15 protein-coding genes and 1 tRNA gene are annotated in these 12,016 nt (G+C 64.5%); 12 read left to right on the top strand and 4 right to left on the bottom strand.

Going from position 1 to position 12,016, the window contains the following annotated elements:
- The 3 genes from J6525_RS27360 to J6525_RS27350 form a co-directional block, all read left to right on the top strand.
- The coding region (locus tag J6525_RS27360) for an ATP-binding protein (RefSeq protein WP_225646967.1) at positions 1-1,787 on the top strand (1,787 nt) is incomplete at its 5' end.
- A gap of 120 nt (positions 1,788-1,907) precedes the next feature.
- Positions 1,908-2,774 carry an isocitrate lyase/PEP mutase family protein gene (locus J6525_RS27355; RefSeq protein ID WP_092088935.1) on the top strand — a complete coding sequence of 289 codons (867 nt, stop codon included), beginning with the start codon at positions 1,908-1,910 and terminating at the stop codon, positions 2,772-2,774.
- Positions 2,771-3,070 (top strand): acylphosphatase, encoded by a 300-nt coding sequence (locus J6525_RS27350; RefSeq protein WP_028336455.1) that lies wholly within the window; start codon positions 2,771-2,773, stop codon positions 3,068-3,070. Before J6525_RS27355 ends, J6525_RS27350 begins: the two co-directional genes overlap by 4 nt.
- 9 nt (positions 3,071-3,079) lie before the next feature.
- Here the strand turns inward: J6525_RS27350 and J6525_RS27345 are convergent, their stop codons facing one another.
- A complete protein-coding gene (locus J6525_RS27345) occupies positions 3,080-3,892 on the bottom strand; it encodes a class I SAM-dependent methyltransferase (protein ID WP_092088933.1) in 813 nt (270 codons plus the stop codon).
- A gap of 227 nt (positions 3,893-4,119) precedes the next feature.
- Here J6525_RS27345 and J6525_RS27340 point away from each other — a divergent pair, with 227 nt between their 5' ends.
- From J6525_RS27340 to J6525_RS27325, 4 genes are read left to right on the top strand one after another with little or no spacing between them, the layout of a single operon-like run.
- Positions 4,120-4,677: a GbsR/MarR family transcriptional regulator gene (locus tag J6525_RS27340; protein WP_092088931.1), complete on the top strand. Its 558-nt coding sequence runs from the start codon at positions 4,120-4,122 to the stop codon at positions 4,675-4,677.
- 26 nt (positions 4,678-4,703) lie between these two features.
- Entirely contained in the window at positions 4,704-5,369 is a 666-nt protein-coding gene (locus J6525_RS27335) for a DUF4166 domain-containing protein (protein ID WP_092088929.1), read from the top strand.
- Entirely contained in the window at positions 5,366-6,802 is a 1,437-nt protein-coding gene (locus J6525_RS27330; RefSeq protein WP_225646966.1) for a TIGR01777 family oxidoreductase, read from the top strand. The genes J6525_RS27335 and J6525_RS27330 overlap by 4 nt, the downstream gene beginning before the upstream one ends.
- 10 nt (positions 6,803-6,812) lie before the next feature.
- Positions 6,813-7,238, top strand: coding sequence for a hypothetical protein (locus tag J6525_RS27325; protein WP_176937162.1), 426 nt, complete (start codon positions 6,813-6,815; stop codon positions 7,236-7,238).
- A gap of 18 nt (positions 7,239-7,256) precedes the next feature.
- On the opposite strand, the gene J6525_RS27320 is transcribed toward J6525_RS27325, so the two are convergent.
- The gene (locus tag J6525_RS27320; protein WP_225646965.1) at positions 7,257-8,114 is read right to left on the bottom strand and encodes a LysR family transcriptional regulator; all 858 of its coding nucleotides are present in this window, start codon (positions 8,112-8,114) and stop codon (positions 7,257-7,259) included.
- Between the two features lie 115 nt (positions 8,115-8,229).
- On the opposite strand from J6525_RS27320, the gene J6525_RS27315 reads away from it, so the two are divergent.
- A complete protein-coding gene (locus tag J6525_RS27315; protein ID WP_225646964.1) occupies positions 8,230-8,655 on the top strand; it encodes a tautomerase family protein in 426 nt (141 codons plus the stop codon).
- A 3-nt stretch (positions 8,656-8,658) separates the two neighbouring features.
- Here J6525_RS27315 and lipB read toward each other — a convergent pair whose 3' ends face one another.
- Positions 8,659-9,387: a lipoyl(octanoyl) transferase LipB gene (gene lipB / locus J6525_RS27310; RefSeq protein WP_092088922.1), complete on the bottom strand. Its 729-nt coding sequence runs from the start codon at positions 9,385-9,387 to the stop codon at positions 8,659-8,661.
- Positions 9,388-9,447: 60 nt separating this feature from the next.
- Between lipB and J6525_RS27305 the strand changes: the two genes are divergently transcribed.
- Both J6525_RS27305 and J6525_RS27300 read left to right on the top strand, forming a co-directional pair.
- Positions 9,448-9,693 (top strand): FliM/FliN family flagellar motor switch protein, encoded by a 246-nt coding sequence (locus tag J6525_RS27305; RefSeq protein ID WP_021080574.1) that lies wholly within the window; start codon positions 9,448-9,450, stop codon positions 9,691-9,693.
- A 93-nt stretch (positions 9,694-9,786) separates the two neighbouring features.
- Positions 9,787-9,871: transfer RNA gene (locus J6525_RS27300), tRNA-Leu, on the top strand.
- Positions 9,872-9,894: 23 nt separating this feature from the next.
- Here the strand turns inward: J6525_RS27300 and J6525_RS27295 are convergent.
- Positions 9,895-10,296, bottom strand: a complete 402-nt coding sequence (locus J6525_RS27295) for a site-specific integrase (protein ID WP_176937161.1) — start codon at positions 10,294-10,296, stop codon at positions 9,895-9,897.
- A 101-nt stretch (positions 10,297-10,397) separates the two neighbouring features.
- Here J6525_RS27295 and J6525_RS27290 point away from each other — a divergent pair, with 101 nt between their 5' ends.
- Together J6525_RS27290 and J6525_RS27285 are read left to right on the top strand one after the other, a co-directional pair.
- The gene (locus J6525_RS27290; RefSeq protein WP_092088920.1) at positions 10,398-10,643 is read left to right on the top strand and encodes a hypothetical protein; all 246 of its coding nucleotides are present in this window, start codon (positions 10,398-10,400) and stop codon (positions 10,641-10,643) included.
- A gap of 183 nt (positions 10,644-10,826) precedes the next feature.
- A complete protein-coding gene (locus J6525_RS27285; RefSeq protein ID WP_028336518.1) occupies positions 10,827-11,030 on the top strand; it encodes a cold-shock protein in 204 nt (67 codons plus the stop codon).
- Positions 11,031-12,016 lie beyond the last annotated feature (986 nt).

The raw sequence follows: 12,016 nt of genomic DNA, 5'->3' as shown, positions 1-12,016 counted from the left end.
CGGTGCATCCCGGCTACGGCTTCCTGTCCGAGCGCGAGGCGTTTCCGCGCGCGCTGGAAGCCGCCGGCATCGTCTTCATCGGTCCGAACCCCGGCGCCATCGCCGCGATGGGCGACAAGATCGAATCCAAGAAGGCCGCGGCGAAGGCGAAAGTCTCGACCGTGCCGGGTCATCTCGGCGTCATCGAGGACGACAAGCACGCCGTCCAGATCGCCGACGAGATCGGCTACCCCGTGATGATCAAGGCCTCCGCCGGCGGCGGCGGCAAGGGCATGCGCATCGCGCATTCGAAGGCGGAAGTCGCCGAAGGCTTCAACCTCGCCAAGGCCGAGGCGAAATCGTCGTTCGGCGACGACCGCGTCTTCATCGAGAAATTCATCGTCGATCCCCGGCACATCGAGATCCAGGTGCTCGGCGACAAGCATGGCAATGTGATCTATCTCGGCGAGCGCGAGTGCTCGATCCAGCGCCGCAACCAGAAGGTCATCGAGGAGGCGCCGTCGCCGCTGCTCGATGAGACCACCCGCCGCAAGATGGGCGAGCAGGCCGTCGCGCTGGCGAAGGCGGTGAACTACGATTCGGCCGGCACCGTGGAATTCGTCGCAGGCCAGGACAAGAGCTTCTACTTCCTGGAGATGAACACCCGCCTGCAGGTCGAGCATCCCGTCACCGAATTGATCACCGGCATCGATCTCGTCGAGCAGATGATCCGCGTCGCCGCCGGCGAGAAGCTCGCGATCGCGCAGAAGGACGTGACGCTGACCGGCTGGGCGGTGGAATCCCGCGTCTATGCCGAGGATCCGTTCCGCAACTTCCTGCCGTCGATCGGGCGCCTGGTGAAATACCGTCCGCCGGCCGAGGCCAGCCATGACGGCATCACGATCCGCAACGACACCGGCGTGCAGGAAGGCGGCGAGATTTCGATCCATTACGATCCGATGATCGCCAAGCTCGTCACCCACGCTCCGTCGCGCGCCGCGGCGATCGAGGCGCAGGCGACCGCGCTCGACGCCTTCTATGTCGACGGCATCCGGCACAACATTCCGTTCCTGTCGGCCTTGATGAACCATCCGCGCTGGCGCGAGGGCCGGCTGTCGACCGGCTTCATTGCGGAGGAATTCCCGAAAGGGTTTTCGGCGCGCGCGCCCGAGGGCGAGATCGCGCGGCGGCTGGCCGCGGTCGGTGCCGCCATCGATCACGTGCTGGGCGAGCGCAAGCGGCAGATCTCCGGCCAGATGGGCGGCCGCGTGGTGCTGCGCGAGCGCCGCCGCGCGGTGTGGCTCGACCGCGCCGAGATCGCGCTCGACGTGGCGCGCGAGGGTGACGCGATTGCAGTGCGCTTCATCGGCGCCGACGGGCTGCCGGGCAACCCTCATAACCTCATATCGAGCTGGGTCCCGGGCGATCCGGTTTGGCAGGGCACCATCGACGGCAACTTCGTCGCCGTGCAGGTGCGGGCGATCAACAACGGCTTCCGCCTCGCGCATCAGGGTTTTGAGATCCCGGTCTATGTTTTCACCGAGACCGAGGCGACCTCGGCGCGGTTGATGCCGGTGGTCTCGGCCGCCGACACCGGCAAGAAGTTGCTGTGCCCGATGCCTGGTCTCGTGGTGTCGATCGCGGTGACCGAGGGGCAGGAGATCAAGGCCGGCGAGACCCTGGCGGTGGTCGAAGCCATGAAGATGCAGAACGTGCTGCGCGCCGAGCGCGACGGTACGGTGAAGAAGATCCACGCCGCCGCCGGCGCCACGCTCGCGGTCGACGCGCTGATCCTGGAGTTCGCGTAACCCTGTCATTCCGGGGCGCGCGGTACGCGCGAACCCGGAATCTCGAGATTGAGAGCGAGATGAGATTCCGGGTTCGATGCTTCGCACCGCCCCGGAATGACGGAGAATAGGACATAGCAAATGGCCTTCCGCAAACGCCGCGAAGCCCTGCGATCGATTCTCACCGGATCGACCTGCATCCGCCCGGGCTCGGTCTATGACGCGACCTCGATCCGGATTGCGGACGATCTCGGCTTCGAGCTCGGCATGTTCGGCGGCTCGGTGGCGTCGCTCGCCGTGCTCGGCGATCCCGATATTGCGCTGATCACGCTGACCGAATTCGCCGAGCAGATACGCCGCATGTCGCGTGCGTCGACGCTGCCGGTGCTCGTCGATGCCGACCACGGTTACGGCAACGCGCTCAATGTCCGCCGCACGGTTCAGGAGGTGGAGGCCGCCGGCGCGGCCGGCCTCACCATCGAGGACACGCTGCTGCCGCAGGCGTTCGGCCAGGCCAAGACCCAGCTGATCTCGCTGGAGGAAGGCGTCGGCAAGATGAAGGCGGCGCTTGACGGCCGCAGCGATCCGTCGCTCGTCATCCTGGGCCGGACCGGTGCCGTCTCGATCACCGGTCTCGACGATGCGATCGCACGCGCCAGGGCCTATGAGGCGGTCGGCGTCGATGGCTTGTTCTTCACCGGCATCAAATCGCGTGGCGAGCTGGAGGCGCTCTCGGCCGCGACGACACTGCCGATCGTGCTCGGCGGCGCGCCGGAGGAGATGACCGCGCTCGACTATCTGGCAAGCCGGCGTGTCAGGATCGCGCTGCAAGGCCACGCGCCATTCGCGGCCGCAACCCAGGCCGTCTACGAGACGCTGAAGGCGCTGCGCGAAGGCACCTCGCCGAAGAACCTCAAGGGTATCGCCTCGTCCGAACTGACCGGCCGCGTCATGCGCGAGGCGGAGACCAAGGCGCGCAGCGGCGAGTTTCTCGGTCTGAAGAAATGAGCGGTGTGATCCGCCACGTCACCATCAGCGGCCGCGTCCAGGGCGTCGGCTATCGCGCCTGGGTCGACGAGCAGGCAAACGCGCGCGGCCTCGAAGGCTGGGTCCGCAACCGCCGTGACGGCAGCGTCGAGGCGGTGTTCGCCGGCCCCGACGACGTCGTCACTGAAATGATCACGGCATGTGGCCGCGGTCCGTTCTCGGCGCGCGTCGCTGCCGTGCACGCCGCATCTGGCAATTCCGATCTTTTGAACCAGCGCCGGGCAGGGGAGCGGTTCTCGGTCCTGCCCACGATCTGAAGCGCGTCGTTACGCGACCGCTGAGATCACCAGCGCCTGAATCCGGCCTTCGATCGCGCCGTTGCCGAAGCGGCGCGCGATCGCCGACGCGGCGTGCTCGGTCGCGGCATCAAGGCCGATACCGCCGCGCGCCTCGATCTCGCCGCGTAACGGTGATCCCTGGCAAAAGCCGATCGCAGGATCATGAGGCGCATTGGCCCGGCTTAGCAGCCGGACGTCGTCGATCTCGATCTTGCCAAAGCCCGCGGCTGCAAGGTCGGCCCGGATCGGGTCCTCCGCGTAATGGCCATAAGGCGTGCGCGCCAGGAAGCGCGGCGGATCGGCCGGAAAGACCTCCGCCAATGCCTGGGTCACCACGTCGGCAAACTCGTTGTCTTCGATGCGACCCCACATGCTGAACAGGAAACGGCCGCCCCGCTTCAGCACGCGGCGCGCCTCCGAATAACCCTTGGGCTTGTCGGGGAAGAACATCGCGCCGAATTGGCAGGCGACGACGTCGAAGCTCGCATTGTCGAACGGCAGGTTCAGTGCATCGGCCTGCCGCCAGGTGATTGCGGTCCCGCTTGGCATCTGTGACTTCGCTCGTTCGAGCATCGGCTCATTCAGGTCGGTCGCCACGATCCTGGTGTCGCTGCCGAGCGCGGACGACAGCGCACGGGTGACGGCGCCGGTGCCAGCTGCCGTCTCAAGCAGGTCGCGCGGGCCAAGAGCCTTGGCACGTTGCGCCAGATCGCGTGCGTAGGGTTCGAAAATCATCGGCACGAGGAGCCGGTCGTAAAGCTCTGGAATGGATCCAACGAACTCCTTGTCGGACGCTGGCATGCGCAATCTCCATTGCGGCCGTGACGCGGGCGACCCGGTGCACGGCCCAAAAACATCCACCCGGATCAACTTGGACGAAGAGCTCGGGGGCCACAAAGGAAAACTCCTCACCTGGGATGCACGGCATTCGCTGGGGCGCGGATAGGTCAGGAGACCTGCCATGTCTCGTGCGCCGTTGTCGACCGCATGGCCTTGACTTCCGCTCCGAACCGTCTGATATTTCTGTCATGACAGAAATAACCGCTAAGAAAAAACTTCCCGCCGTCGTCGAGCGCTTCATTCTGCATTGGGGCGACATGGGCGACGAATGGGGCGTCAACCGTTCGGTCAGCCAGATCCACGGGCTGCTCTACCTCGCCGAGGCGCCGATGACGGCGGAGGACATTGCCGACACCCTTGGCATGGCGCGCTCCAACGTCTCCAACTCGATCAAGGAGCTGTTGTCCTGGGGATTGATCCGGCGGGTGCCGATCCTTGGCGACCGCCGCGACCACTTCGAGGCCGAGACCGACATCTGGGAGGTCGCGGCCAGGATCGCGGCGGGGCGCAAGGAGCGCGAGATCGATCCCGCGCTTGCAGCGCTGCGCGCCTGCGTCTCCGACGCGGCCGACGATCCCGCGATCAGCCCGCTCGCGAGCAAGCGGCTGAAGGAGATGCTGACATTCACCGAGCTGGTCGACCGCTGGTACACGCAGATGCTGAACGTGCCGCGGCCGCGCCTGGTCGCGCTGATCAAGCTCGGCGAGAAGATCGTGAGTTTCCTGCCCACGGGCAGGGCCAAATAAAGGCGGCGGCGTAACGGGAGCGTGCGATGGCGTCAGCAAGGATATCCACCTTAAGGACAGCGCCGGCTTCCGATACAAAGCTGCTCGACGACCATCGCTTCCGCGCATTGTTGTCGGACGAGGATTGGGGCCGCCTGCCGGTTGCGATCTGGCGGCGCTTCTCGAAACGGTTTGAAGACGGCAACACCGTCGTCTATGTCGGCGAGGTCGAGGAGGCGGCGTGCAGCCGCATCGGCTGGTGGCTGGCGCAGGCCGCACGGCTGATCGGCGGACCATTCCCGACCGGCACTGAAACGCGCGTGCCGATGATCGTCACCGTCACCGAGGACGCGGCAAGCGGCGGCCAGGTCTGGACCCGCATCTGCGCGCGCCGCGACGGCTTCCCGCAGGTGATTCATTCCGCCAAGCGCTTTGCCGGTTCGACCGGGCTCGAGGAATATGTCGGCTTCGGCGTCAGCATGGCGCTGCGGATCGCGGTCGAGCACGAGGCGCTGGTGTTTCGCAGCGTCGGCTATTCGCTGCAACTCGGTCCGTTTCGCCTGCCGCTGCCCGAATGGCTTACGCCGGGCGATCTCACCGGGACCCATTCCGATCTCGGCTGCGGTGACTTCCGCTTCACGCTGGAGATCATCCACCCGCGTTTCGGCAGGCTGATCCGTCAGTCCGCCGTGTTCAGGGAGGCCACGCCATGACGCCGCTGCTTTGGACGCTTGTCGCCATCCAGATTGCGATGGGCGCATTCGATACGTTCTATCACCACGAATTCACCGAGCGGCTGGCCTGGCGTCCCTCGCAGCGCCACGAGCTCCAGCTGCACAGCGTGCGCAACATGCTCTATGCGCTGCTGTTCCTCGTGCTCGGCTGGCTGCAAGTGCACGGCATCCTTGCGATCGCGATCATGGCCGTCCTCGTCGTCGAGGTCGTCATCACCTTGATGGATTTCGTCGAGGAGGATCTGAGCCGAAAGCTGCCGCCGAGCGAGCGGATCAATCACACGCTGCTGGCGATCAATTACGGCGCCATCCTTGTGCTGCTGGTGCCGGTCCTGATCGGCTGGGCGATGCTGCCGACCGCCGTCGCGCCGGCCTATGCGGGTCCGTTAAGTCTGTTCGCGACGGCTGCGGCCTTCGGCGTCGCGCTGTTCGGCGCGCGCGACTTTGCCGCGGCCAGACGCCTTGGACGGATGGCCAGCGTGCCGGCCGCGACGCTGGTCGAGAAATTGCCGGCGCGGCAGACCGTGCTCGTCACCGGCGCCACCGGCTTCATCGGCAGCCGCCTGGTCGCGAGCTTCACCGCATCCGGCCATCAGGTGATTGCGCTGATCCGCAATCCGGCAAAGGCCGACATGCTGCCGCCGCCGGTGACGCTGATCACGAGCCTCGACCAATTGCCCGCCGACTACGGGATCGACGCCATCGTCAATCTCGCGGGCGAGCCGATCGGCAACGGCCTGTGGACCGAGGCCAAGCGCCGCAAGATCATCGCCTCACGTATCGACATGACGTCTGACGTGATCAAGCTGATCGCGCGCCTCGAACGCAAGCCGTCGGTACTCGTGAGCGGCTCCGCGATCGGCTGGTACGGGCTCTGGCAGGACCAGGTGCTGACGGAGTCGGCGAAATCCCATGCCTGCTTCAGTCACGAATTGTGCGAGGCCTGGGAGAATGCGGCGAAGCCGGCCGCGGGTCACGGCGTGCGCGTGGCATATTTGCGCATCGGTCTCGTGGTCGGCACCGATGGCGGCTTCATCACGCGGATGCTGACGCCGTTCGAGTTCGGCCTCGGCGGCCCGCTCGGCTCGGGCAAGCAGTGGATGTCGTGGATCGAGCGCGACGACCTCGTGCGTCTGATCGCGCATGTGATTGCGAGACCTGAACTGTCCGGTCCTGTCAACGCGACCGCGCCGATCCCGGTGACCAACATGAAATTCACCGAGGAGCTCGGACGCCGTCTGCACCGGCCGGCGATCTTCCGCGTGCCGGCGGCGCTGCTCCGCGCCGTTGGCGGCGATTTCGCCGACGAACTCTTGCTCGGCGGCCAGCGCGTGCTGCCGAACAAGGCGCTGAGCAACGGCTTTGTGTTCCGTCACGAATCCTTGCGCAGCGCGTTCGATGCGATCCTGTGAGGAGGCCTCGATGTGCAGCACCTGTTCCCGTGCATTCGGAGGTTGGCTTGCGGGCTGTGGCGCCGCGACTGCGGTGATTTCCGCCGTCGGTCAGACCATTCTGATGATGACGTCGCACGGCGATGTCGCGCGGCTGCTCTACGGTATCGTGGTGATGCTGCTTCCGTCGGCCGCGGTCTTCATCATCACTTGTCTGCTCACAGCAATTCCCACTGCGATCGTCGTCTGGTTCAGTGAGGAGTTCCATATCAGGGCCGCGGGATTTTTCGCCTGCGCAGGCGCGGCGATCGGCGCGTTGAGCATCACTGTCCTTCTACGATCTCCGGCTGTCTGGACATCCGGATTGGTTTGCCTGTTCGCCGTGGCCGGGTTTGTCGCCGGCCTGACCTACTGGTTCGTCATGTGCGAACTGGCGGCAGGCGAAGACTCGATGTGAACGGCCGCGATGTTCAACCTATGCCGCAGACGCCACGCTCCGAAACGTCGCAGCTAGCGTCCTGAGTGCCGCGAGCTTGGCGGGATCGCTGACCTTCGAATGCAGCATCACCTTCGACGTGCCGAGCCGCGGCAGCTTGTGAGCAGGGCCGATATCGACCAGGCCGGGCGGCGCGATGCGGCGGACGAGGGGCGCGACGGCAAGCCCTGCAAGCGCGGCCGCCACCACCGCGGTGACGCCGCCGCCGACGAAGCCTTCGGTCCAGGCGATGCCGTCCTTGTCGAGCGCCCGCACCGCGAGGGCGCGCACGCCGCAGGGCGGGGCGAGGGTCGCGAGCGGCAGCGCATCGCCGCGCGGCCAGACGAAGCGTTCGGCGGCGAACCAGCCGAATTCGTCCTCGGTCAGCTTCTCGCCGCCGCGCCGGCTGCCTTCCTGGCGCACGATCACGGCGTCAAGCTCGCCGCCATCGTAAGCATCGAGCATTTCGCGCGAGAAGCCGATGGTCACGGAGAGGGTAAGCTGGGAGGCCATCGCGTGCAGCCGCTCCAGCAACGGCACCAGCTCCGGGCCCGCGGCGTGATCGCTGATCCCGAGCGTGAGCTGCTGCCGCGCCGGTTTCTCGCCGGCCAGCGCGCGATCATGCACCTCGATCAGCGCGCGGGCGTGCTGCAGGAAGGCCGCGCCGTCGGCGGTCAGCCGCACCGCGCGCGGCGAGCGCTCGACCAGCCGCTTGCCCAGCACCGTTTCGAGCCGCTGCAACTTCATGCTGATCGCCGCTTGCGTGGTGCCAAGCGCCTCGGCGGCGCGGGTGAAGCCTTGCAGCTCGGCGACGAGGAGGAAGGCCTGCACGGTGTGGATATCGAGCGTGGCGGTCATGATCAATTATCGTTATCATTGCTATCAATCTAGATAAGATACCAAGATGATGCGCGAAGGTCTAGCTAGAGGAGGCGCGATTGACCCGCGCCAACCGGATTCAAGGAGACCGATCATGCCGCTCATCACCGTCACCTACGCGACCTTGCGCGAGAGGCCGTCGCTGAAATCCGACATCGCCGCCGCCGTGTCGGACCTGACCGCCGGGATTCTGCACAAGGATCCGAAGGTCACCGCGATCATTGTGAAGTCCGCCGATGCGGCCGACTGGTTCGCGGACGGCAAGTCGCTCGCCGAGCAGGGGCTCGCGAGCTACTGGCTCGACATCCACGTCACCGAGGGCACCAATACCAAGGACGAGAAGGCGGCCTATCTTGCGGCGCTGTTCAAGCGGATGGGCGAATTGCTCGGGCCGCTCCACACCGAGAGCTATGCCCATGTCGATGAGGTGAAGGGCGACGCCTACGGCTTCGGCGGCCTCACCCAGGAGCGCCGCTACATCGCCGGCAAGCTCGAGGTCGCGCCGCAGAAGGCGGCGTGAAGCCTATGACGTCGCTTCCGGCAGGCGCGCTGCGGTGTCGCCGAACACCTCGGAAAAGGCCTGCCGGAGCGCGATGTCGACATCGGCCATCGTGACCGGCAATCCGAGATCGACCAGCGAGGTGACGCCGTAGCGCGGATCGACCACGCCGCAGGGCACGATGGCCCGGAAGTGCGCAAGATCAGGCTCGACATTGATTGCGATGCCGTGGAACGAGACCCAGCGGCGCAGCCGCACGCCGATCGCGGCGATCTTGTCCTCATGGTCCGGTCCCTTCTCCGGGCGCCGCACCCAGACCCCGACGCGGTCTTCGCGGCGCTCGCCGCGGACATTGAAGGCGGCGAGGGTGCGGATGATCCATTCTTCCAGCGAGGCGACATAGGCGCGCACATCGGGCCGGCGCCGCTTGAGGTCGAGCATCACATAGGCGACGCGCTGGCCCGGGCCATGATAGGTGACCTGGCCGCCGCGTCCGCTCTGGAAGGTCGGAAAGTGCGGCGCGAGCAAATCGTCGGCCTTGCCGCTGGTGCCGGAGGTATACAGTGGCGGGTGCTCCAGCAGCCATACCAGTTCGGGGGCCGAGCCCGCCGCGATCTTCGCCACCCGATCGTCCATTGCGGCGAGCGAATCGGGGTAGGGCACCGCGCGGTCTGAAAGCCGCCATTCGACCGCTTCGCCGCCTGAAGGGCGCGCAAAGGTCGTCAAATCGAGGCTTTGGCGGTCGTTAACCATTAGCTAACCCTAACGTGGTCAGTTGAACCCACAATCTAGTTCCCGTTCGGCGGTTCAGAAGTGCCCACCCTCGATAAAGTCAGCGTTGATCTCATGGTGGTCCTCGGCACCACCACGATGCCGATTCACCAGGTCATGCGGCTATCCCGCGGCGCCATTATCGAACTGGATGCCACCGAGGCCGACGAGGTCAAGATCCTCGCCAACAACCTGCCGGTGGCCAGCGGCGTGGTCCTGGTCGACCGCAACCGGATTGCGGTCGAGGTCAAGCAAATGCTGCCGAAATCTCCCGGGGTTCGCAGTTAATTCCCGCATTAATCGCCTTGTCCCTGCATCCGTGATTTGTTACATGGCCCCGTCGATCCGGCGGTGCCTTCGGGGTTCCATCCGGTATCCCAAGCGCTCGTGGCGGAATTGGTAGACGCGCTGCCTTGAGGTGGCAGTGGGTAACACCGTGGGGGTTCGAGTCCCTCCGAGCGCACCACAAACCCACATTTCATATTGAAATTATTGAACTTTTTTCCGGATGTTACCCGGGAATGTTACCACTCCGTTCCGGCGCGGTGTTCGCGCTCTGTTTGCCTCGGATCCCGAACGGTCGTCTGGCAGCTGGTTCTGATCGAAAGTAACGATCTTCTCCATTCCACTGATTCCGAGCCTCTCCCGATTCGCCTGGGCGATGTAGTGCGCGGGCATCTTCGGATCCGTCCAGCCGAACATCGCCATCATCTGGCTTTCGGTGCAGTCGGCGTAGGCGGCCACCTCGGCGCGCGCCTTACGGACCCCATGGCAGCTCTTCTTCGGCTCGTTGACGCCGGCCAGGACCGCGTACTTCTTGAACTTGGCCGCCCAAGCCTTCTTGTTCATCGGCTGAATGCGACCACGCACGATCTTGCCGGTAAATACCAATGACGCATCAAGTGCGCGTGATATGTGAGGCCATTCACACTTGATCGTCGTGAGTTGGTCTAACGCATGGGCGGGTGGCAGCTCGGTGTCGGAGAATCGTGATGCCGTTTTTTAGCAGCCAGAGCTTGCCGGCAGCAACCGCCGCTTCAGTGCTCAGTATTGTCATCGTGGCAGCGATTGCCTTTGCGGTCGTTGGTTATGTGGAGTGGTCATCGGGCGTTAATCTGACCCACTTCATGGGCCGGACTGCCGCGGATGCCTCAACGCCGGCTCTACCGCTCAAGGGGCGAACGGGTTGCGAGCAGGGCAATAAGCCGCTGCCGGCGCTTTCTCTGCCGCTCGAATGACACCAGTCGGCTGCGCCTCGACTAACCTCCCGAGGAAACTACGCCGCCGGGCTTGAAATGCAGCATCCCGGCGGCGCCCTGTTCTTCCAGCCCTGGGGCTGCTTCTCCACGCCTCTTTATCCTTGCGGGACCTGACGCTCAGCGCTTAGGTTTCCCGCATTAGGACCAAAGGGAGTTTTGTCTGTGGCTACAGGTACTGTGAAGTGGTTCAACCCGACGAAGGGTTACGGATTCATCCAACCCGATGACGGAGGGAAGGATGTTTTTGTGCATATTTCTGCGGTCGAAAGGGCGGGGCTGAGCAGCCTAAATGAGGGCGCGAAAGTCAGCTACGAAGCGAAGGACAATCGCGGAAAAACATCCGCCGAAAATCTGCGGGTGGGGTGACGCACCAGGAACAAGGGGCAATGCCGGGAGTCATCATAAGCTCCCGCGATAGGTTGCCCCCCGACCGGGAGTTTAGAGCGGCCTTGGCGTTCCCCGCGCCAAGGCCGCTGCCGTTATTGTATGGCATCGCAGCATGAAAAAGCGCGAGATAGCGAAGGGCATTGCCTGAGTTTTTTTCTGTCATTTTCGGCGAGCCGAGGGCGGGGGTAATCCCTAATGGTTCTGCTTAGGCGCGGAACGGGGGGCAACGCTGGAAGTCATCTTTCTTGCTTCCGTTGTCAGCGCGCCCGACGGCGCGAGCTTGGAATGCGGCCCCGACGCGCCCGATGACCGTGTCGGGGGCGTCTGCTGGTGCGGCCACTGCCCTAGGAGGGCGCAGCGCGGCTTCAGATTGGCGGTCAGGCAAATCGCCGCCGGCTTCTCGCCCGGTATCTCCCCACAAATGCTTTTGATCGTTTGTGCTGCTGGTGATCCCGGCAGACTCGTGCGCGGGTCTGTTGAAGAACAAACACGGAAGCGCCGTGTCTCATCCGTGTACTTTCGACTCGGCGGTACTAAACGGGAAAGCCTGAAATTAAAGGGGTTTCCCCAATACACGATGCGACACTGGAATTCTGAGGCCAGAGCGCGCATCGCGTTGAAATGACTGGCGATCCCGGCAGGTCAGGATTCGAACCTGCAACCCGCGGAGTAGAAATCCGCTACTCAGTTGATGGGGCCAGGCCGTGCTAGTTCGGTAAGGTGGCGTGCCCAAAAGCACTCCAGCCGTCGGAAATGCGCCCGACCATCTCGACTTCTTCGATAAGCCTTTGAAGTTACGGTAAACACGACCGCCCTCCGAGCGCACCAAATAAGTCATTGATAAGAAATGTGTTTTCGCGATCCCGCGCAGAATGCCGGATGCTGGTCCGTTAATCTGCGTGTTTGATTGTGTGTCCGAGCGTTGCTCTCGTATTCGTGGCAGCCCTCTTTGGGCCAATGCTCCC

The organism is Bradyrhizobium australafricanum, from assembly GCF_020329495.1.
Classification (GTDB): Bacteria; Pseudomonadota; Alphaproteobacteria; order Rhizobiales; family Xanthobacteraceae; genus Bradyrhizobium; species Bradyrhizobium australafricanum.
This window is presented reverse-complemented; position numbering and strand designations above follow the sequence as displayed.